20 protein-coding genes are annotated in these 22,204 nt (G+C 45.7%); 10 read left to right on the top strand and 10 right to left on the bottom strand.

The genetic code is table 11. The features are described from left to right. From AZI85_RS13495 to AZI85_RS13485, 3 genes are read right to left on the bottom strand one after another with little or no spacing between them, the layout of a single operon-like run. Positions 1-999, bottom strand: coding sequence for a segregation and condensation protein A (locus AZI85_RS13495; RefSeq protein WP_063244558.1), 999 nt, complete (start codon positions 997-999; stop codon positions 1-3). Between the two features lie 15 nt (positions 1,000-1,014). Next, positions 1,015-2,040, bottom strand: a complete 1,026-nt coding sequence (trpS, locus tag AZI85_RS13490; RefSeq protein ID WP_063244557.1) for a tryptophan--tRNA ligase — start codon at positions 2,038-2,040, stop codon at positions 1,015-1,017. Next, positions 2,037-2,699, bottom strand: a complete 663-nt coding sequence (locus AZI85_RS13485) for a site-2 protease family protein (protein WP_063207160.1) — start codon at positions 2,697-2,699, stop codon at positions 2,037-2,039. The genes trpS and AZI85_RS13485 overlap by 4 nt, the downstream gene beginning before the upstream one ends. 186 nt (positions 2,700-2,885) lie before the next feature. Between AZI85_RS13485 and AZI85_RS13480 the strand changes: the two genes are divergently transcribed. The 8 genes from AZI85_RS13480 (at position 2,886) to AZI85_RS13445 (ending at position 10,303) form a co-directional block, all read left to right on the top strand. Next, positions 2,886-4,052 carry an acyl-CoA dehydrogenase gene (locus AZI85_RS13480; protein ID WP_063244556.1) on the top strand — a complete coding sequence of 389 codons (1,167 nt, stop codon included), beginning with the start codon at positions 2,886-2,888 and terminating at the stop codon, positions 4,050-4,052. A 77-nt stretch (positions 4,053-4,129) separates the two neighbouring features. Continuing rightward, a complete protein-coding gene (locus AZI85_RS13475; protein WP_063244555.1) occupies positions 4,130-5,587 on the top strand; it encodes a peptide ABC transporter substrate-binding protein in 1,458 nt (485 codons plus the stop codon). A 19-nt stretch (positions 5,588-5,606) separates the two neighbouring features. Then, positions 5,607-6,809, top strand: a complete 1,203-nt coding sequence (locus tag AZI85_RS13470) for an EAL domain-containing protein (protein WP_063244554.1) — start codon at positions 5,607-5,609, stop codon at positions 6,807-6,809. A gap of 143 nt (positions 6,810-6,952) precedes the next feature. Continuing rightward, positions 6,953-7,174, top strand: coding sequence for a hypothetical protein (locus tag AZI85_RS13465; protein ID WP_063244553.1), 222 nt, complete (start codon positions 6,953-6,955; stop codon positions 7,172-7,174). 217 nt (positions 7,175-7,391) lie between these two features. After that, on the top strand, positions 7,392-8,138 hold the full coding sequence (locus AZI85_RS13460; RefSeq protein WP_063244552.1) for an SDR family NAD(P)-dependent oxidoreductase: 747 nt from the start codon (positions 7,392-7,394) through the stop codon (positions 8,136-8,138). Further along, positions 8,135-8,524, top strand: a complete 390-nt coding sequence (locus tag AZI85_RS13455; protein WP_063244551.1) for a 6-carboxytetrahydropterin synthase — start codon at positions 8,135-8,137, stop codon at positions 8,522-8,524. Before AZI85_RS13460 ends, AZI85_RS13455 begins: the two co-directional genes overlap by 4 nt. Further along, on the top strand, positions 8,521-9,255 hold the full coding sequence (locus tag AZI85_RS13450; RefSeq protein WP_063244550.1) for a pseudouridine synthase: 735 nt from the start codon (positions 8,521-8,523) through the stop codon (positions 9,253-9,255). The genes AZI85_RS13455 and AZI85_RS13450 overlap by 4 nt, the downstream gene beginning before the upstream one ends. Then, complete coding sequence (locus tag AZI85_RS13445) at positions 9,239-10,303, top strand: lipid A deacylase LpxR family protein (protein ID WP_081111022.1); 1,065 nt, start codon at positions 9,239-9,241, stop codon at positions 10,301-10,303. The genes AZI85_RS13450 and AZI85_RS13445 overlap by 17 nt, the downstream gene beginning before the upstream one ends. On the opposite strand, the gene AZI85_RS13440 is transcribed toward AZI85_RS13445, so the two are convergent. After that, positions 10,304-11,086 carry a ferritin-like domain-containing protein gene (locus AZI85_RS13440; protein ID WP_063244549.1) on the bottom strand — a complete coding sequence of 261 codons (783 nt, stop codon included), beginning with the start codon at positions 11,084-11,086 and terminating at the stop codon, positions 10,304-10,306. 96 nt (positions 11,087-11,182) lie between these two features. Between AZI85_RS13440 and AZI85_RS13435 the strand changes: the two genes are divergently transcribed. After that, entirely contained in the window at positions 11,183-11,884 is a 702-nt protein-coding gene (locus AZI85_RS13435; protein WP_063244548.1) for a YebC/PmpR family DNA-binding transcriptional regulator, read from the top strand. Positions 11,885-11,914: 30 nt separating this feature from the next. Here the strand turns inward: AZI85_RS13435 and AZI85_RS13430 are convergent, their stop codons facing one another. Both AZI85_RS13430 and AZI85_RS13425 read right to left on the bottom strand, forming a co-directional pair. Continuing rightward, on the bottom strand, positions 11,915-12,742 hold the full coding sequence (locus AZI85_RS13430) for an alpha/beta hydrolase (protein ID WP_063244547.1): 828 nt from the start codon (positions 12,740-12,742) through the stop codon (positions 11,915-11,917). A gap of 2 nt (positions 12,743-12,744) precedes the next feature. After that, positions 12,745-14,025, bottom strand: a complete 1,281-nt coding sequence (locus AZI85_RS13425; protein WP_063244546.1) for an acetyl-CoA C-acetyltransferase — start codon at positions 14,023-14,025, stop codon at positions 12,745-12,747. 93 nt (positions 14,026-14,118) lie between these two features. Here AZI85_RS13425 and AZI85_RS13420 point away from each other — a divergent pair, with 93 nt between their 5' ends. Beyond that, positions 14,119-14,673 (top strand): TetR/AcrR family transcriptional regulator, encoded by a 555-nt coding sequence (locus tag AZI85_RS13420; RefSeq protein ID WP_063244545.1) that lies wholly within the window; start codon positions 14,119-14,121, stop codon positions 14,671-14,673. On the opposite strand, the gene AZI85_RS13415 is transcribed toward AZI85_RS13420, so the two are convergent. The 4 genes from AZI85_RS13415 to dnaE form a co-directional block, all read right to left on the bottom strand. Continuing rightward, positions 14,670-16,424: a substrate-binding domain-containing protein gene (locus AZI85_RS13415; protein ID WP_253720990.1), complete on the bottom strand. Its 1,755-nt coding sequence runs from the start codon at positions 16,422-16,424 to the stop codon at positions 14,670-14,672. The two genes, AZI85_RS13420 and AZI85_RS13415, sit on opposite strands and share 4 nt — an antisense overlap. A 104-nt stretch (positions 16,425-16,528) precedes the next feature. Then, positions 16,529-17,455 (bottom strand): hypothetical protein, encoded by a 927-nt coding sequence (locus tag AZI85_RS13410; protein WP_253720989.1) that lies wholly within the window; start codon positions 17,453-17,455, stop codon positions 16,529-16,531. A gap of 11 nt (positions 17,456-17,466) precedes the next feature. Next, entirely contained in the window at positions 17,467-18,642 is a 1,176-nt protein-coding gene (locus AZI85_RS13405) for a hypothetical protein (RefSeq protein WP_063244544.1), read from the bottom strand. A gap of 2 nt (positions 18,643-18,644) precedes the next feature. Continuing rightward, the gene (gene dnaE / locus AZI85_RS13400; protein WP_063244543.1) at positions 18,645-22,184 is read right to left on the bottom strand and encodes a DNA polymerase III subunit alpha; all 3,540 of its coding nucleotides are present in this window, start codon (positions 22,182-22,184) and stop codon (positions 18,645-18,647) included. Between the last annotated feature and the right edge of the window lie 20 nt (positions 22,185-22,204).

The raw sequence follows: 22,204 nt of genomic DNA, 5'->3' as shown, positions 1-22,204 counted from the left end.
TTATACTTCCGTTGCGTCGTCTTTAAATAGTTCGTTTTCCATTGCTAGGATCTCGTCGTCCGTGGCGATATCTAGACCTGATTCTGTAGCTTCAGCAGAGGATCCATCCTCAATAAAGCCCAGTTGCATTTGCGGGTTGGCTTCTTCCAACTTATCTTCTGCATCTGTCAGAAGGAACTCTTCGTCCTCCTGAATTTTTTTGGATTCTTCCATCATCTTTTCAGCGACTTGATCCGCACGCATAGAATCGTATTCTTCCACGCGGGCCAAAACGTCTGTTTCGATTGGTTTCTTCGCATCCACCCAGATATCCGCGTAAGCTTCTGTCTGGTAAAGACCTACAAAACCCATTTTTCCAAGTTCTAACAATGACAAGAAAGTGATCAAAGCCTGGCGCGCGCGATCTTCTGTCGCCGTCACCAATTCCATCATCGTCAGGCGCTGGCCTACGATCAAACGGTCTTTGATTTCCAATACGCGACTGGCGATAGATTGCGCTTTCGCTGCTACTTGATGGACTTTCTTTTTAACGGAACGCAAAACTTTTCGGTAAGTCGAGATCAAAGAAAACAGGGCGTTTTCTTCTAAGATAATCTCTTCTTCTTTTTCATCTAAAGATTCACGAGTTCCGCGCAACCACACATCACGACCAACCAAGGGGCGCTCGTAAAGAAGCTTCGCCGCTTCCTGATACTTTTGATATTCCAAAAGTTTTTGAACCAGTTCTTTACGTGGATCTTCGGCCTCTACAACCTCACCGTTTTCATCGTATTGAGGAAGAAGCATGCGGGATTTGATCTGAATCAACGTGGAAGCCATGGCGACGAATTCGCCGGCAACTTCAAGATCCAATTCCTTCATCAATTTGATGTAATCAAGATACTGCTTGGTGATCTCATGGATTTTGATATCCATGATGTCCATCTCTTCTTTACGGATAAGATAAAGAAGAAGCCCCAGCGGTCCTTCAAATTTAGGCAACTGAACTGTAATACTCATGAAACTGGATCCCCTCTACCATTTCATACTGGAACGAACTATCTCTAATGTCTTTTGGGCTTCCTTGCGCGCTTTGTCGCATCCAGCGTCGATGATTGAATCAAGCTGACCTGGATTATTCAACAATTCTTTTTTCTTTTCTCTTGGGCCCACCGAAAGTTTTTCGATGTTGGCAGCCAAGCGACCTTTACAGTCTCCGCAACCGATTCCTGCTGTGCGACATCCTTGTTCCACCCAGGCGATATCATCGGCTGATGAATAGAGTTTATGATAGCCATACACCGAACACTTCGTCGGTTCTCCTGGATCTTCGCGACGAACGCGCGCAGGATCCGTGACCATCAAGTTTACTTTTTTCTTCAAATCTTTTTCTGTGTCTTCAGTGAGGAACAAAGTGTTCCCGTAAGACTTCGACATCTTACGACCGTCAAGACCCGGCACCAAAGGAATCTCTGTCAATAGAGGATTCATCTCTGGCAATTTCGCTTTATATAAATGATTGAAGCGGCGAACCAACTCACGCGCTAACTCTAAGTGCGATACCTGGTCTGCCCCGACGGGAACGGCGTTAGCGCGATAGATAGCGATATCTGCCGCTTGCAAAACCGGATACGCAAAGCGCCCCAAGTTGTGAGTGTCGTTGGCTTTCATTTCTTCAATAGCGTCTTTCCATGTATTCACGCGCTCAAGCCAGCCCATCGGAACCATGTTTGAAAAAATCATGAAAAGTTCCAAGTGCTCAGGCACGCGGCTTTGAATAAAAATCGTCGCCTTCTCAGGATTGATTCCCCAAGCTAAAAATTCCGCCACCATTTCACGAGTCCATGGCGTGATTTCTTTGGGTGACTTGTAGGCCGTGGTCATTCCATGCCAATCCATCGCACCAAAAAAACATTCGTAGTCATTTTGCAGAGTCAGCCAATTTTGGAGCGCACCCCAATAGTGACCGATGTGCAAACGACCGGTGACGCGCATGCCAGACATGACGCGCAGTTTTTTTACTGGTGCAGGTGGTGGGGTTTGAACCACGTCAGAACTCATATACCAAAGCCCCCTAAGGCAAGACCGACAAGATTGTTATAGCTCCAGAAAACAGGGATGGCGAGAATACGCAAAGCTCCTGTTAATACCAAAGCCATCAAAATCATACTTGTGATGTGTTCGTTTTGTTCCAGCTTGTAATTTAATTGCGCTGGAAGGAAACGCGCTAAAACTTTTCCTCCATCCAAAGGATGCAAAGGAAGAATGTTAAAGAACGCCAAGAAAAGATTCGTCACAATAAAAGTTTTTAGAATTTCAATCAGGCCACTTGCATAAGAAGCGCCCAAGAAATACTTCGCGACGATGGCAATCAACGTGGAGCCCACGATCGCCAAAAGAATATTCGAAAGAGGACCTGCAAGAGCAATCCAGAACATATCCACGCGGGGATTTTTCAAGTTGCGCTCATTCACTGGAACCGGTTTTGCCCACCCAAAGAAAATCGGTGTCGCTAAAACAATGGAAATGATCGGAAGCACCAAAGTTCCAATCATATCCATGTGCGCAATCGGGTTCATCGTCAGACGACCCATCATTTCTGCAGTGTTGTCACCGCGACGACGCGCAACCCAACCGTGTGCATACTCGTGAAAACAGAGTGCAAAAAGGAACGGGATAAAATAAATACCAATCTTGGCGCCAATCTCGACGAAATCCATATCACCTCACGCTAAATCACACCTAGACCCTTGTCTAGTGTGTCGAATCACTTGCCCAATTAAAGTGCAAACAGTGTAACACAGCTTGTTAAGAGAAAAGCTCTCGTCTTTCCAAGGCCTTGAATAAATTCTTTGAAGCGGATACGTTCTTCCCACTGTTTTAACTATATGAATGGAGATGGGACCATGTCTGACGTAACTAATGCTCGTCCAGCTTTGACAATGCTTTCTGAAGACGAAGCTGCGTTTAGAGACGCTGTAAGAGCTTTTGCTGAATCTGAAATCAAACCTCATGTGACACACATGGACGAAAAAGCAGAGATGGATCCTGCTATCGTTAAAAAACTTTTCGAAATGGGTTTGATGGGCATTGAAACACCGGAAAAATTCGGTGGCGCTGGCTCAACATTTACAATGGCTTGCTTGGCTGTTGAAGAAATCGGACGCGTTGACGGTTCTGTTTCTGTTCTTGTCGACGTTCAAAATACTTTGACGACAAATGCGTTCCTTAAATGGGGAACTCCCGCTCAACAAGAAAAATACTTGAGCAAAATGGCAACCAACTGGGTTGGCGCTTACGCATTGTCTGAATCTTCTTCTGGTTCTGATGCTTTCGCTTTGAAATTGAAAGCGGAAGACAAAGGCGACAAATGGGTTTTGAATGGTTCAAAACTTTGGATCACAAACGGTAAAGAGGCTAACGTATTTATCGTGTTTGCAAACATCGATATGGCTAAAGGCTACAAAGGCATCACAGCTTTCATCGTTGAAAAATCATTCCCAGGATTCAAAGTTGGTAAGAAAGAAGACAAGCTAGGTATCCGCGCTTCTTCCACTTGCGAACTTCTATTTGAAAACTGCGAAGTTCCTAAAGAGAACGTGCTAGGTGAAGTTGGTAAGGGTTATAAAATCGCGATCGAAACATTGAATGAAGGTCGTATCGGTATCGGCGCACAAATGATCGGTATCGCTCAAGGCGCTTACGAAGCAGCTCTGGGTTACGTTAAAGGCCGTGAGCAATTCGGCAAACCTATCGCTCACTTCCAAGGCGTTCAATTCCAACTAGCAGAAATGCGCACTGAACTCGAAGCCGCTCGTTTGATGGTTTACAATGCAGCTCGTTTGAAAGACGCTGGCCAAGATTTCATTGAAGCCGCAGCGATGGCGAAACTTTACGCTTCTCGCGCCGCTGAAAAGATCACTTCTAAAGCTATCGACTTGTTCGGTGGTAACGGTTTCACTAAAGAATATCCTGTCGAGAAATTCTGGCGTGACGCTAAGATCGGTCAGATCTACGAAGGAACGACAAACATGCAATTGCAAACAATTGCAAAAATGGAACTAGATAAATAGTTTTTCAAAAAAAAGGGCTCGAAAGAGCCCTTTTTCTTTTCTTCTTTTTCCAATTAATTGTGGTTAGACTAAAGAGCATGAATTACTTCTTAGCTTTGTTTCTTCTTTTGAGTGCTCCCGCTTTTGCTTCGGAAAAAGTTTTTCGCCTGCACTTAGCAACAGAACCCGGCGGACTGGATCCCAACAAACAGCGCACATCTTCTTCCAGCTATGTTTTGGGAAATCTTTATCGCAATATTTTTTCTTTCGACGATCAAAAGGGACTTCTTCCTGATTTAGGCACAGGCTGTAAGCGCGATAAAAAACGAACGATGCTGACTTGCACTCTGAAGAGCGATTTGCAGTGGAGCGACGGTTCCCCGCTGACTTCTGAAGATTTTTTAAGAACCTATATTAAAATTCTGACCTCTAAAAATGCGATCTCACGTGCGGATTTACTTTTTAAAATCAAAAATGCCGAGGCTTTTTACAAAGGTGAAATCGACGCGAAAAAGTTGGGCGTAAGTGCCCCGGACAAACTGACTTTGAAGTTTGAATTTACAAATCCAGACTCTGATTTTGACTACAATCTTTCGAATTTCTTACTGGCACCAACCAAAGAAAATCTGACGGCATACTCTGGCCCTTACAAACTCAAAGAATGGAAAAAGGGGCAAAAGCTCGTTCTTGAACCCAACCGACTTTATAAGTTAGGACATCCCCAGCGTCCGGTCGTGGAATTTCTTTTTGTCGAAGAAGATACGGTGGCTTTGCAGCTTTATGAAAAGAACGAGTTGCAGTTTTTACGTCGCCTTCCGACCCTCTTCATCCCCACTTATAAAAAACGCAAAGACTTTTACTGGTACCCGGTCACTCGCCTGGATTACTTGGGTTTTGGTCCGGAACTTTCAGGTGATGAAAACACACGTAAGGCTTTCACCTACTCTTTGAACTATACGGAGTTACAAAAGATTTTTTCTTCCGAGGGAAAGCCGGGTTGCATTGGACTTCCCGACTCTTGGTTTCCAGAAAAAGCTCCTTGTTTTGATTATGATCTTTCCAAAGTTCCAAAGATGAAGAGTTCTAAGACCTACACACTGATGTTTTCGGCTTTGGGTGGTGAAGACCATAAACGTGCGACCGAATGGCTCCAGAACCAATGGAGCAAAAATGCGCAGTTGAAAACCCATCTTGAAGTCAAAGAGAACAAGGTGTTCTTGCAAGTGTTGCAACATAATCCACCAGCCATTTTTAGGAAAGGCGTCTCTCCAGACCGTCCCACCTGCTTGTCGGCCCTAGAGACTTTCGCTCCTTGGAGCCCGGAAAATTATCTCCGGATCAACTCGGCCGAATACGAAAAGATTTTGTCCTCGCTTTCCCAAGCACAGAAACCGGCAGAACGGAAAAAATGGTGTCTTGCGGGGGCGGATTACCTGATGAAGAATCACTTGATGATTCCTCTGGGCGCCATTCATTTTTCAGTTCTGGTAAAACCAGAATTTAAGGGATGGAAGCTCAATCAAATGAATCAGCTGGACTTGTCTGATCTTCACTGAAGCCTCTAGAATAAAGTCTATGAATTCAGCAACTCAGTCCGTCGACATACATAAGGATCAGATCATATTTAGCGAAGGTGATGCAGGAGACTGCGCCTACATCATCGAAAAAGGCCGAGTGCTGATCTACCTTAGCAAAGATAAAGAAGACATCCCTTTAACTATCTTAGGTGAAGGTGAAATCTTTGGCGAGATGGCACTGATTGATAATCAAAACCGCTCGGCCTCTGTACGAGCTTTAGAAGATGTTCGCTTAGCTATCGTAACTAAGCAGCAAGTCTTAGAACGCGTGTCCACCGCAGATAAAGTCGTTCAACTTCTGATGCGTGTTTTATTAAAACGCCTTCGTCGTAAAAACATCAATACACCGGCTGGGACAAAAATTTCCGATGTGGAGTTTGATAACTCGGGTGCGGGCGATGATGGAACTCAAACGGCCTTAGATCAAATCAAACTTGAAAATCAAATCTTCCAAGCTTTCCAAAATAAAGAGTTTGAACTTTTTTATCAGCCCATCGTGAATTTAAAAACAAAGCAAATCAATGGCTGTGAGGCTTTGCTTCGTTGGAACAGCCCTCAGCATGGACTGGTGTCTCCGAATCTTTTTATCGACGTCATTGAAAACTCGTCGATGGTCATCCCGATCGGTCACTGGATTATCAACCAGGCTTTGAAGGACTTGCGCACCGTTCAAGATCAGCTTCGTCTGAATAAAAAAGAAAAAATGGCCGACGACTTCATGATGAGCATTAATATTTCAGGTCGCCAGTTCACTCATTCCGATTTCGTGAACAACCTTGAAGACTTGCGTGAAAAACATGATCTTCAACCTAAAAACATCAAATTGGAAATGACCGAAAGAATCATGATGGACGGAGCCATTGCCTTAGATGCTTTAAAACAGTGTCATGATCAAGGTTACGCGATTTCCATTGATGATTTCGGGACAGGTTTTTCAAGCCTTCAATATTTGACTCAAATGCCTATTAGCTTCTTGAAGATCGACCGTTGTTTTGTGATGAAGATCTTGAACGATCCCAAATCAAAAGCGGTCGTCAGTTCTATTATCCACTTAGCCCACGCCATGGATATTGAAATCATTGCTGAGGGTATTGAAAATAACGAAGAAGCTCTGGTTTTAGAGACTTTGGGCGCCCGTTTTGGCCAAGGATATTTGTTTTCAAAACCTGTGGACCTAGGTCGCTTCTTAAAACTCATCTAATGCTTTAAAAGCATCTCATTTTGAGATCCGCCTAGACCTTCAGAGGGTTTCTAGGAAAGTACTAAAGTCCGTTTAGTGGCCTCCGATAAGTCTTATGTCTTAAGACATTCAACCAGCTTAAGATTTCAACTGGAGGTCACAAAATGGCTGACAAAAAATTTGAAAAACAAATCCCGAATAACGTAGTTTCCCTTGAGTCGGCTCGCTGCTGCGGCGAAGGCTGCAAAAAGAAGTCTGACAAGGCGGGATTTTGCGCTGAGCACTTTGAATGGTTTAAGGCCGGTCTTATCACTAAGGAAGGCTTAAAAGCTTCTGACTTTGATAAGAAGTATTACCATTACACGGCTGCCAAAAAAGTCGCGTAATTGTTCCTATTTCAAATTTCATCCGTTTAAGACCAGGTCTCCCAACCTGGTCTTTTTTTTATTTTAGACTTAAGGAATTTGCGCCCAAAAGGCTGTGAATAGGATGAGTCCTACAAAGAAATATTTGATTCCGACACTAAACGCTTCGCGCATCGACATGACTTCTCTTCGGTCCCCGACTTTGCTAGTATGAGTCCAGTTTAGGAGACCCCAGCCCATGAAGAAGGCAGCACTCATCACTGGAGCCAGCAGCGGCATCGGCGCCGCCACCGCCATTGAATACTCTCGCAACGGCTATTTTATTTATCTGATGGGTCGAAACAAAGAACGCCTGCAAGAAGTGGCGTTAAAGTGTCGCAGCGGAGCTTCCATTGTTTCTTGCGATATGACGGATGAAGCCGCTTTACAAAAACGTTTGAACGAAGTCTTGGGCGCAAAAATTCACCGCGTGGAAGTTTTAGTCAACAACGCAGGCATCTTTGAAACTCATAATTTCACCGAAGGTGCGGATGATATTTGGAAGCGCCAGATGGAGATGAATTTCTTCGTCCCCGTTCGTGTGGCACGGGCGTTTTTCCCTTATTTTAAAGAACTGGGTGGCGGCAGCATCGTGAACATCTCTTCAACCTTAGGTCTTCGCCCTACGGCAAATACCGGCGCCTATTCCGCAAGCAAGGCCGCTCTTATCAACTGGACACAGAGTCTTGCTCTTGAGGGCGGAGCTCATAATATTCGTGTGAACGCCGTGTGCCCCGGTATCGTCGACACCCCTATTCATAGCTTTCATTCTTTAGAAGCCGACGCCAAAAAAGAAACTTTAGATAAAATGAAGTCTCTTCAGCCTCTGGGGCGCATCGGAACATCTGAAGATATCGCGAAGACGGCTTACTTCTTAGGTTCTGAACAATCCAGTTGGACGACGGGGGCTGTGATGACCGTTGATGGAGGCATCAACCTCGCATGATCCTTGTTTTAAAAAGCCCTTTTAGCAGTGCTCATTTTTATCATCAGCCTTTGTGGTCGAAAGAAGAAAACACAAAGACTTTCGGGCGCTGCTTTACTGAATATGGTCACGGCCATAACTACACTTTGGAAGTGGGCTTTCATATCCAAAAGACAGACATCACAGAACAAAAGCAGGAATTGCAAACCTTGCTAAAGTCTTTGACAGACGTCTTAGATCACGAGCATTTGAATTTCGTGATTCCCGAATTTAAAGAAAAGAATCCAACGACAGAAAATATCGCTCTGTATTTTCTTGAAAAACTAAAAGAGCACGGACGCGGAAAAGATGTTTCTTATTTGCGTTTGTATGAAATGGACAATTTGTGGACGGAGATCCGCCAATGAGTGAAGAAAAAGTAAGATTATCAAAATTGATGGCGGAACGAGGCATCTGTTCTCGACGTGAGGCCGATGAATACATCGCCAAGGGCCTGGTGCTAGTTGATGGCGTCAAGGTCGACCAATTAGGAACCAAGGTCGATCCCAAAGTTAAAATCACTTTGGAAGCGCAAGCTTTGAAACAACAAAAGCGCTTAGCGACAATCATCCTGAATAAACCCATCGGCTGGGTGAGTGCGCAACCTGAACCACCCTATCAACCCGCGATTAAATTAATCACGCCCGAAAATCAATTTGGTGATTCCAAACAACGTCTGCGCAAAGAACATTTTGAAGGGTTGGCAGTTGCGGGTCGACTGGATATTGATTCACAAGGTCTGCTTCTTTTTACGCAAGACGGACGTATCGCCAAAAAAATCATCGCGGAAGAAACGAAACTTGAAAAAGAATACATTGTTCGCGTTGAAGGAAAACTTCCGGCAGATAAATTAAAACTTTTGAACCATGGCCTGTCTTTGGATGGCAAAGCTTTGAAGCCCGCGAAGGTGGAATGGATCAATGAAGATCAATTGCGTTTTATTTTGCGTGAAGGAAAAAAACGCCAAATCCGTCGCATGTGTGAACTTGTGGGTTTAAGAGTCACGGGTCTTAAACGTGTGCGCATTGGAAGCTTGGTCCTCGGAAAACTTCCGGAAGGCAAATGGCGCTTTCTAGAAGAGGATGAAAGCCTTGATTAGAATTTCTGCGGCCTTTCTTTGGTGCTTTCTTTTTTTAAGCCTGGAAGGCCACGCCGAGGTTCAATCAACAAATCTTCCCGAAGCGGCAAAACCTTATGGTGAATCCTTTTCGGTCTATATCGAAAACGATACGCGCCGTTTAGGCGGCCCCAATGCCGACAGTGATTACACCAGTGGTGTGCGCTTTACATATCAATATGCCGAAGATCGAGAACCTGCTTGGGCTCCACCATTGATTGGCTGGTCGGATCGCTTCAAATATGAACGTGAAAAATCCACGACCAATTTTGGAATCTCTATTGCTCAACAAATCTTTACCCCGGACAACACAGATGCTTCTGAATTAATCATCAATGATCGGCCTTACGCGGCCTGGCTTTATGTCGCTTTATCAGCAAATCTAAAAACGCGATCCCACAGTCACAATCTAGAACTTGATATAGGACTTGTGGGACCCGGCGCCTTGGGCGAACAGGCGCAAAATGGATTTCATGAAATTATCGATGTCCCGACAGCCAATGGCTGGGACAATCAGCTTTCAACCGAACCCACATTGCAATTGAACTATAATCAAAAGATTCGCTTTTATGAACTTGAGACCGATGCGGGAAGAACTTTTGACTTCATTCCTTCCGCAGGTCTTTCTTTAGGGAACGTCCTTATCGGAGCTCATATCGGAGCCTTGGTTCGTGCGGGAGTGCGACTCCCTGATGATTTCGGGGCATCCAGTCTTTCTTCCGTCGACGGAGAGCCCTTGCTGAATTTAAAAGTCGCAGATAAAAGCATTCCCTGGCGTCTTTATGGATTTGCCGGTATTCGTGGAAATGCCGTTGCCCACAATATTTTCTTAGACGGAAATACGATCCACGATAGCCATCACGTCACCAAATATCCTTTCAACGCAGAAACGGAAGTGGGTTACGCATTTCAGATTTCGCACTGGAGCTATTCTTGGAGATTTGTGACGGTGTCGCCAGAGTTCGAAGAAAAAAGCGAATTCAAAAGCTATGCTTCGATTTCCATTTCTTACATCCGGCCTTGGGACTGATTACTTAGAAGGTTTTAAGAAATCCAGACGAAGCGTTTCATAGTAGGCGATTTCTTCTTCGGTAAAGCCCGCTTTTTTTCTTAAGTCGTGATTCAAAGGTTCAATACGCTTGGGCAAACGAATTCTTAAAGAATCCATGCGCTCAGGAAAATCGGTATTGGGATCAATTTTATTTTCTTTGCAGATTTCACGATACCATCGTGAACCAAAATCCACGTGACCGATTTCTTCAAAGTTGATTTGTTTTACGATTTTTTGAATCGTCTGTTTACCCGCCGTTCCTTCAAGACGACGAATCAATGTGTCGCCGGCGTCCAAACCACTGCCTTCCAGATAACGATGCACAATCAGAATACGATCCAACAGACTGTCTTCGACACTCACGGCACGCCACAACGCTAAGTGCACAGGCCAGTCACCCCATTTATGTCCCAAAGACTCGATACCTTCTAGGCACATTCTTAAGTGCTCAGCTTCAGAGACCGTGACAGCCAACAGTTCTTCGCGAAACCCCTGAGGGGCGTCGGGAAACTCTACCAAAGTGCGAAGCCCTAGCTCCATGGCTTGCAGCTCAATGCTCGCCAAATCGTGAAGCATCCGCGCCTGCCCTTCCACCGTCGAAAAGCCCTTCTTAGGAGGATGAAGCTTGGGGTGTAAAGTGGGGACATCCCGCGCCGGGTCTTCGGGGACAAGGCCTGGGGAAGTAAGCTTTAAGGCCTCTTCACAGGAATTTTGGATATTTGCGATCTTTTCCCAGATATCCGGGGTGGAAAAACTGAACATAGGGCCTTTTACATCCTGCTCCCAAAGTTGCCAAATAATTAGTGATTTGCTGCAATAGAGCCCTGGAAAAAGTAAAAAAACGCCAGATGGAGTAATATGGGAAAATCGTGGAAAAATGCGGGTAAAGTAGAGAAAGCCCAACAAAAGGGACAAATCTTCACAAAATTAGCTAGAGAGATCGCCGTTGCAGCAAAAGCAGGCGGCCCTGACCCCGCAGCCAACTCCCGTCTTCGTCTTGCCATTGATGCCGCTAAAAAAGTTTCTTGTCCGAATGATACGATTGAGCGCGCGATTAAAAAAGGTGCGGGTCTTTTGGATGATGGAAAAATCATTGAAGAGATCACGTACGAAGGTTACGGACCTCACGGCGTGGGCGTTATCGTAGAATGCCAAACGGATAACAAACACAGAACAGCTCCTGACATGCGCCATGCTTTCAAATCTCACGAAGGCAATATGGGCGAGGTCGGTTCTGTGGCATGGATGTTTGATCGCGTAGGACTTATCGAAGGAGAAAAAGCAGGAACTTTTGATCCGGATGAAGAAGCCATCGAAGCCGGCGCTAACGAAGTCAGCAAAAACGATGATGGCTCTTATGAGTTCTTCACAAATGCAGATGACTTAGATGCAGTTCGCGATGCTTTGGTAAAACGCGGATGGAAAGTGACGACAGCAGAACTTTCATATAAAGCTAAGAACATCACTGAACTTAATGATGCTCAAAGAAAAGATGTTGAGGAGTTCTTAAACTACCTTGATGACATGGACGACACTCACCGCGTTCACGCGACGGTGTAAAGAGGAAGCCGCCTGATGAAGGCGGCTTTTTTATTTCTGGATGAACTGCACAACTTGTTCGATCACTTTCGCATCTTTGAGGATGCGGCGATGACCTAAACCTTCTGTGGCAAGAATTTCTGTCTGTGGCCAGACGCTCTGAATCTCTTCCGCAGCGACATAGCGAACTTCCTTGTCGTCGCGATCATGTACGATCAAGGCTTTCACATGAAGTTTGCTTCCGATGACACCGACATTCATTTCTTTGGGTGTCAGTCCCACTTTTTGGGCAAGCATTTGAATAAAATATTTTTCCGCGACGGGACTGATTTGCACGAACTTAAAATAATTATTCACGACTTTTTCATAGTGAGCGGGTCCAGCAACGAGGACTAGTTTTTTAGCGCGAAGGCCTTTAGCTACTGCTAGAACCGAACATCCAGCACCGAAAGAATGCGCTATCACCGCTTCGAAGTCTCCAAGTTCTTTTTGCACATTCACTAGGAACTGAGAATAATCGCCGACGTTTGTCTGCGTACCTTCCGAAGCTCCGTGCGCGGGGCCGTCCAAAGCGACAACACGATATCCTGCCGCTGTAAGCGCTGGAGCAAAGGCCGCCATTTGCGTCCCGCGACCACTCCATCCGTGCACTAAAACAACAAGAGGGCCTTTTTCAGGCCCCCATTCATAAGCGGCGATACCACCACCTAAAACATATTTTTTCGAAGAAGCATAAAGTTCCTGCTCGGAGGCAGGACGTGGCACTCGCTGAGGCGTTAGAAAAAGATCCAACGCTCCTTGAGCCGCAAGTTTAGGAAAAATCCAAGAACCCGCACGAAGACCCGCAACTTGTAACTTCTTCGCCAATGAAATTTCCATAATTATCTTTCAACAATGGCCACAACACCCATACCGCCGGCTGTACAAATAGAGATCAGACCGCGGCCTGAACCTTTCTGCGCAAGCATTTTTGCAAGGCTGGCAAGAATTCTTCCGCCTGTTGCCGCAAAGGGATGTCCTAAAGCCAAGCTTCCGCCATTCACATTCAATTTTGAACGATCAATAGAACCAAGAGCTTGAGACTCTCCTAAATGCTTACGGCAATATTCGTCGGATTCCCACGCTTTCAATGTGCAAAGAACCTGACCTGCGAAAGCTTCGTGAATTTCATAGAAATCGAAATCTTGAAGTTTCAAGTTATTACGACGAAGCATTTGCGCCACCGCGCGCGTAGGTGCCATTAAAAGCCCTTCGCCATTCACGTAATCAACAGCGGCATAATCTGCATCTACTAGATAAGCCTGCACTGGAAGACCATGAGCTTTCGCCCATTCTTCGCTGCTTAAAAGAACTGCGGAAGCGCCGTCTGTAAGAGGCGTACTGTTTCCCGCAGTCAAAGTGCCGGTACCGGTAAAATCAAAAGCGGGTTTTAACTTCGCTAGTTTTTCCATGCTAGTATCACCACGGACGAAAACGTCTTTTTTGATACCTTTAAATTCAAAAACCAGATCATTGAAGAATCCCGCATCATAGGCTTTCGCCGCATTCAAATGACTTTGCAAAGCAAGTCTGTCTTGCTCTTCACGAGTGATCTTCCACTCTTTCACCATAAGCTCGGTGTGCTGACCCATGGAAAGACCTGTACGAGGCTCTTGCACATTCGGAAAGCGGGGCTTTAAATATTCCAATTTGATTTCAGATAACTTCGCGATACGCGCCATTGCATTGGGAGCTTTTTGCGCTTCCGTTAAGATCCAAGAAAGCTCGTGAGGCAGAACCCCGGCAATATCACTATTCGTGTCGGTACCGCCGGCGATACCGCTTTCAATCTGACCGGCCGCGATTTTTAAAGCAATGTGGGCCGCCGTTTCTAAACCGGTACCGCAAGCACGTTGCACGTCGTAGCCCGGAGTATGAGGATCTAGACCCGCACTTAATAAAGACTCGCGGGAAAGATTCCAGTCCGAGGCATTCTTCATAACAGCACCCAACGCCACATCACCCAAAAGTTCACCGCGAATATTGGTCTTATTCACAAGGTCCTGAAGAGTGGCCGTCATCAATTGACGGTTTGAAGTGCGGGAATAGTTAGTGAAGGACTTCACAAACGGAGTTCGTGAACCTGCAAGAATGGCTACCGGGCGCATGGTTTTGTTTTTCATAGATGTTTCCTCGTGTTTCTTTTAAAACTTGAATCTACCTACCAATAGGTAGATAATACCTCTATCAGCCTTTATAAAGCAAGGACGGAAAGCATGGATACAAAAACCAAAGCATTGGATTTAGGACGTCACTATCTGCAAACCCTTGGATTTAATGGCTTTAGCTTTCAAACCGTGGCCGACGCCTTGGGTATAAAAAAGGCGAGCCTTCATTATTATTTCGCCTCAAAAGAAGAAATGGGTCTAGCGATTCTTGAAGACTATCAAAATGCCTATGTTTCTTGGGCCAAAAAGATCCACGACTTGCCAGCGGACAAAAAAATGGAGCAAATGCTTCAGATGTTTTACAAGATCGGTAAAGACAAAAATAAGATCTGTCCTTTAGGAGCTTTGTGTTCTGACTTCAATACTATGTCCGAAAAAATTCAAGATCGCCTGCGCGAGTTCCACTTTCAACAACGCAAATGGCTGATTGCCACCATCAAAGATGGAATGAACAACAAGATTTTTCGCGAGGATTTAAATCCCGCCGTTGTCGCCGACTCTTTTTTAGCCGCTATTCAAGGAGGGCTGCAAGTGGCGCGTATGCGTGGTGAGGCCGAGACATTTAAAAGTATGGTGAAATTTTTAATCAAGGGACTTTCTTAACGATCAAATACTTTCCAATCCTTGAGATTGTATTTGTTAAGGATTTTTTCGAGCGAACCATCCGCACGCGCCCGCGTGAACCAAGTATCAAGATTCTCAGGTAAATATCCAAAGTGCGACTCTCGGGGGGTCCCGACTAAAACCAGCGAGTTAAAACCCGTCAATGAAGTCGGCAATAACTGAAGTTCAGCGCGCGGTTTTTTCACTAACGAATAACGAAGCACATTGTAATCACCCAGAGCGACATCCACCCGCCGATCACCAATCATTTTTATCATGCGATCGGCAACATCAGCTCCGGTCACCTTAAGGCTGCGCGCCGCAGGTATTTCTAAATGCGGCCCTCCCGAATGAGTTCCCATATCGGCAAAGACCACTTTCTTAGTGCGCAACAAATCCTCATCTATCAGAGATTCCTTGGATCCTGGAGTTAGGATGGCTCCGGTGTAGTTCACGCCCAACTTCGGACCTACGATCCGTATCTGATCTTCATAGCGAACTAGATCCGCCGGAACGATAATGTAATTCACGCGACGAGTTTGCAGCGCGGATAAAAGCCGTGTATTAGGAATACTTTCTAAATCCAAGTTAAAGCCGCGTTCACTGGCGACTTCTTTAAGGATGTTATAAATATATCCGCCCCACACTCCCGGGCCCTGCTCACAAAGATACGGACACAAGGGTGCTACACCAATTTTAATTGTAAGAAGATTGCGTTGATTTGGGGACACTCTCGGAGAAGGAGAAGTTTTTTTCACTTCATTCTTTTGCAAGAAGGCCGGGACTCTCCCCATCCAGCCGGGATAGTTTGCTAAGGTCTTTGCCGTCACCGGATAAGTCGGAATCAGTTTTTTTTCTAAAACTTCGCCCTTAGTCAGATAGGCAATCAAGGCCCGCGCGGTTTCTCGTCCCAGCTCTGCACAGAACTGTGCAGAATCAATCACCGTGATTTTTCCTTGCTTAATATTTTCTACCGATAAGGGATCGCCATCAAAGGTGGCATGGATAACATCCGTGCGTTTCTTTTCGTGAAGAGTCTTAACGATGGAAAGACCACCGCCGTCGTTGACCGTAAAAATAACATCCACACTTCCCTTTTGCGGAAAGTCTTTTAAGAACTGCCTAGCGGCTTCCTCTCCCGATGCGGGATCCACCGCTTCGTAGCGCTTTAAAACTTTGAACTTTCGACCTTGATCGCGAAGTGCATCTAAAAAACCATCCACACGATCAATCGTCGAAGACACTTTCGGATATTCAAAAATCACCAGACGAAGTTCTTTGTTCTTATCGAAAAGCCCGTGAATATAATCCCCATTGTCACGACCTCCCCCATAGTTATCGCTTGTAGTGAAGAATGTCATATCTCCATTCACTATGTATTGATCATAAGCGAAGACGGGAATTTTAAGCTGATTGGCTTCTTCTAAAGCCCGAGCTAAAGCGGAGTTATCTGTGGGTTGAATGACGATCGCCGCAGGCTTTGCCTTTAAAACTTCGCCGACTTGATGAACTTGATTGGTAATTCCCTTGCGACCTTCACCGGCCACATAAGGAGTCAGAACGACTTTATCGCCGCCCTTTTTATTGAATAATGAAATCTCTTCTTCAAAACCTTTTCTCATGGCGACTTGACCTTCGATTTTCATACTCCAATACAGGACTGAAACTTCAAAGGACTTGGCCGAAGAAAGATGTGAAAAGGTAAACAAAGAAATGAAAATAAAAAAGGCTAAAGCATTCACTTTAGCCATTATATTCTTTTAAAGAACGAACCCCAAGGTCTTTATGTGCAAATTCTGTTAAGGGTCGTTCTGTAATTTTCCGTGATGACAACTATGCACACGTAGAAGTCCTACTAGTACAACTCCACGCGGTCGTTTTCTTTAAAGCCAGAACCTGAATGAATAATAGCAATTGCCCCGTCGTTACCGAAATAACTAATTACTTCAAGAGTGCCCTTAAGACGACCCGGCACACGACCAATATGTCCCCCGCTTTCAGGATCATAAATATCGTCACCATCTTCCGTCACCTTCAGCAAATCCCCGACCTGCAAACCAGAGACGCGGCCAACATTTAAATAAATTCTATCGCCGTTGATGGCCGCAATTCTTCCCTCCCAGGAAACTTTATCCAAGGAAGCTAAAACTTGCGGAGTGAAATCAAGAAATGCATCTTTCACAATCGTTTGAATCATGTCGGGATTGTTCGAGATAAACTTATCTGTCTCAACACGTTCTCCAACGCGTGTTCCCTGCTCTTCTACGGTCACAGTTTTTACCGTGTTAAAAACTTCGCGAGCCGCTCTTCCCGTCACGACACGCACTTGTGCAACGACTTCAAAGGCCGTCGACATGTGACGAACAACGCCCACGTTATCAGCTTTTCGTTTGATGCGGATATCGATGATCTTCCCTTCAAGCACGGCCGTGACGCCTAAGGATTGCGCAGCTTTCGCGACCTCAGGAAGTTTGTACTGACCGCCTTCCATCATCTTTGAAAGATCGACGTTAAGCTCTTTGCTATCTAAGGCAATCACTTCGCCCGAGCGATTTAAATCCATGATGAACGCATTGCGAGCTCTTTCACGAAGCTCAGAAGGTCGTTTGTCACCCACATCTAAAAATGGAAGAACCATCAAGCGCTTACGAGGAGCTGAATCATCCTTACGAGCTTCATAGTTGACGTCTTTAACGTCGCGACGAATAGAGGGACCGGCTCCATCCATCGTAGTACAAGCCGTGAATGCCAACAACGATAGTAACAGAACAAGATTTTTCACGACCGCACCTCCTACTGTGCCCATTTCAAGACGATTTCGTCTTGTTTTTCAGAAACCTTCGAAAGCTTCTTGCCTTCGACATCCAGTGCTTCCAATTTCCCTAAAAGCTCTGCTGTAGACACTGCCGTGTCGACCTCAAAACTTACGGCCTCGGAACTGACTAAACGTTCACGGATGCTTTTTACCTGCGTGATTTGAGAACGGATTTTTTCTTTAAGGCCTTCCATCATTGGAAGCGTGTTACGACCTTGAATGGTTAAACGAATCACCGAAGTTCCTAAAGAACCACGTTGCCAAGCTTCCAATACTTGCGAAGCCAAATCATTTGCCGTGGTTTCGATCACTTCGCGCATTTTCTTATCTACGGCGTTTTCAAAGCTGCCGTTTTCCGTATCGTAACGACGTGACACATCGGCAATAGCTCGACCATTGCTGACCTGAACTGCGGTCATACGAATTTCGATGCGATAGTTTTTGCCAGATTCACCCTTATTCAGGACCACCTGTCCGTCAATCAACAAAGGCGCATTGAAGTATTGAGAAAAAAACTGAGCGTCTTCACCGACAACGCGTTCATTTTGAAAATCCGCAGGTACACTGGCACCCAAACCTGCTTCCACAGGTTTCACCGCAAAGAAGTTATTCTTTTGGAAGGATCCGCGCATCGCCTCTTCCAGCACACGAGCTTCCTTGATCAAAAAAGCCTGTTGAGTTTTATCCGTGGGCAACCACCAGCGGTAACTCTTTCCTTGGACGCGATCAATCCAGCTGATGACAGGAAGAACGACGGGAATGGCGTCGTTTTCATTCAACAAAGTATTGTCCTGAAGCATTTGCTTAAGATCGCGTAAAGATACTTTGAGGGACACAGACATCTTGTACTCGGTACCTTCTTGAGTCAGCGTCGACGCTTTGGCAAAAGGAATATAACGAGCCGAGTTTTTGATAATCTTAGATTGAATCAAAGATTTGTTTTTAGAGAATCTTTCTTCGCCCACCAGTTCTTTAATGATGTCTTCAGACACTTTCTGCGAAGCTTGATCTTGAATATCCCGACGGGCTCCTTGCGGAGTGGTCTCTTTAGAAACACCCGAGAACGTGCGATCGACCAATTCAGATTGTTGAGCTTTTACGGGACTATTTACAAAGAACATCAACGCTGCTGCCATCACAAAAGCCAAACGCATTATTAACTCCTTAACTCGATAAAATCAGTGCGACCGAAAACCGAGTGCACACCTTCAAAGAATTCATTATTCACGGCTACACCCGTTGCTTCTCCCGCATCCATCAAAACGCGGCGACTGACTTCCGGGATTTCAATCTCAAAGCTAACCGAAGTCGTCCCTGGATAGTCCTTCATTAAAGAGTGTAAACGAGGATAGTCGTTGGGATCAATTTTATCCAAACGAAGCACCATGCGCTTGGTCTTTTTCAGGATGTCTTCCATCGGCGACACACTGTCTACCATAATCTTAGCAACACCCTCTTCAACCTCAAGCGCACCGCCAATCAAGACCGGCCTTTCATCGCGAAGCTGGGCTTCAAAGCGCGCGTAAGAGTCTGGGAAGATCACCAGCTCACAAGCCCCCGTCAGATCTTCGATCTTACCGAAAGCCATGCGTGTTCCCTTTTTCGTAATAAGCTCGCGCAACTCTGTGATAAGTCCAGCTACGACAATCTTCTTTTTACCAGCGTCGCGGTTTTTCCAGTCTTTCTTAGCTGCTTTCAAGGCTTCGGCTTCAGGCGAACCCGGAGCCGGCATTTGCGCGGGAAGCTCAGCCACTTTACACGTTGTCCAAATCTCTGAAAGCGTGTCAAAACCCTTTAACGGGTGATCGCTAAGATAAAAACCCAAGACTTCTTTTTCGTAGGCCAAGGAGGCTGTGCGACTCCAAGGCTTCGTCTCTTCCAACGTCACTTTCGTTTCGGCGGAAGGACCAAGATCAAATAGCGAAGCCTGCCCTAGCTCTTTGTCTTTTTGGAGCCCCTGAGCACGATCCAAATACTTTTGATAACCAGCCATCATCTGCGCCCGGTGAACGCCGAAGCCTTCAAAAGCGCCGGCCTTAATCAAGCATTCAATCACTTTCTTATTCACACGACGAAGATCGATAGAGTTAAAGAATTCATCCAAAGAATTAAACTTTTTATCTGGCAAACTGTTGCGAGCTTCAATGATCGCTTCCACCGCCCCTTGCCCGACGCCTTTAATCGCGCCCAGACCGAAGTAAATCTCGTCACCATGGGCGCCGAAAAGATACTCAGAGAAATTCACATGCGGAGGCTTCACGGTGATGCCGCGTTTTGCCGCATCTTTCGAGTACTTCACGATCTTTTCTGTGTCCGACAACTCGGTACTGAGAAGAGCCGCGAAGAATTCGACCGGGTAATGACATTTCAACCAGGCTGTTTGTAGAGTGACGACAGAATAAGCGGCCGCATGCGATTTATTGAAACCGTAGTCGGCGAACTTATACATCAGATCAAAGAGCTCAGAAGATTTTTCTTTATTATGACCTCTTTCGACCGCCCCTTTCATAAAGCGTTCGCGGTGCTGATCCATTTCCTCTTTGATCTTCTTACCCATCGCACGACGAAGCATGTCGGCTTCGCCTAACGAGTAGCCGGCGATCTTAGAGGCAATACCCATAACTTGTTCTTGGTAAACCATGATCCCGTAGGTCTCTGAAAGCACTTCGCGGGTGTCTTCAAGCAAGTATTCAACCGGCGCCTTGCCGTGTTTACGATCGGTAAAGTCAGGAATGTTCGCCATCGGACCGGGACGATACAAAGATGTGATCGCCGTGATGTCTGCAAATGAAGACGGACGGATTTTACGAGTGGCATCGGTGATACCCTCACCCTCGAACTGGAACACCCCGGCCGTATCTCCGCGAGACATCATTTCAAAGGTCGCCGCATCGTTCATCGGAATCATTTTAGAAGTGATCTCTTTACCGCGATTCTTCTTGATGAGCTTTAACGCCATGTTGATGTGAGTGAGCGTCTTTAAGCCCAAGAAGTCGAACTTGATCAGACCGATTTTTTCGGCGTGCTTCATGTCGTACTGAACGACTTGTTCGCCATCAGCCCCTTTGTACAAGGGAGCATGCTTTACCAGCTGGCCATCACCGATGATAACACCGGCGGCGTGGATCCCCGCATTTCGCACCATACCTTCCACGCGTTGAGCGAGGTCGATCATAGTTGCGACAGTCGGATTCATCTCCATCATTTCTGTAAGACGAGGTTCCATCTCTAAAGATTCTTTAAGGCTGATACCCAATTTATCTGGGATCAGCTTTGTTACTTGATCGACTTCCGAGAACAGCATTCCCAAAACGCGACCCACGTCTTTTAGCGCCGCACGCGTTTGCAACTTACCGTAGGTGATGATCTGAGACACCGACTCTTGCCCGTATTTTTCCGTCACGTAACGGATCACTTCTTGACGACGATCCTGACAGAAGTCGATATCGAAGTCGGGCATCGAGATACGTTCAGGATTTAAGAAACGCTCAAAGAGAAGGAAATTTGGAAGCGGATCCAGATCCGTAATTCTTAAACAGTAAGCGACCAAGGAGCCCGCACCGGATCCACGACCCGGTCCTACCGGAATATCATGATCCTTCGCCCAACCGATGAAGTCTTGAACGATGAGGAAGTAACCGTTAAAGCCCATGCGATCAATAATACCAAGCTCGTAATCCAAACGAGCGTAGTACTCGGGCTTTTTTTCTTCAGGCACAGTTTCACCACGAAGCTCTGCCTCTTCAAAACGCGCCAACAATCCTTCTTTCGCACGACGAGCGATATCGTCCTTTAACGAAACCCCTTCGGGAGTCGGGAATGTCGGAAGATGGTAAATCGGTTTTCCGTTTTCATCTTTCAGTTTGAATTTCACATCACAGCGCTCTGCGATTTGCAATGTGTTGCTGACAGCTTCAGGAACGTCTGCAAAAAGCTCCTGCATTTGTTCTGATTTTTTAAAATAAAATTCATCCGTTCCTAAACGGAAACGGGATTCATCACTCAAAGTTTTATTCGTTCCGATACAAATCAAAACCTCTTGGGCGATTTGATCGTCTTGAGTCATGTAGTGGACGTCATTACTTGCAACAAGTTGGACGCCTGTGATCTTAGAGGCCTCCATCAAGAAAGGATTGATCTGATTCCACTCAGAAACTCCCGTGCGACACATCTCCAAATAAAGCCGGTCGCCGAAGATTTCTTTCAATTGACGAATCTTTGCAAGTGCCACATCGGGACCTTCACGCAAGAAAGCCTCAGCCACTTCACCGCGCAAACCACCCGTTAAACAAATCAAATCCGAATTGTATTCTTTGATAACTTCGTAATCGATACGAGGCTTCCAGTAGAAGCCTTCTTGATAACCGATGGTCGAAAGCTTGCTGAGGTTTCGATAACCTTGAATATTTTGAGCCAAGAACACCAAACGACGTGGCCCTTGACTGACTTGATCGCGATCTTGTTTTTTCTCTAAACGCGATCCAGCTGCAAGGTAAGCATCCAATCCCAAGATGGGTTTTACGTTGTTATCTTTGCAGGCAAAATAAAACTCCACGGCACCGAACATGTTTCCATTGTCGGTCAATGCCACCGCAGGCATGTTCATGGCCGCCGCTTTTTTTGCAATAGCTTTTACGCGAGCCGCAGCTTCTAAAAGGGAATATTCGGAGTGGACGTGAAGATGTACAAAAGACATGATAATTTCATATCTTAGGC

It is taken from the genome of Bdellovibrio bacteriovorus (genome assembly GCF_001592755.1).
Taxonomy (GTDB): domain Bacteria; phylum Bdellovibrionota; class Bdellovibrionia; order Bdellovibrionales; family Bdellovibrionaceae; genus Bdellovibrio; species Bdellovibrio bacteriovorus_E.
This window is presented reverse-complemented; position numbering and strand designations above follow the sequence as displayed.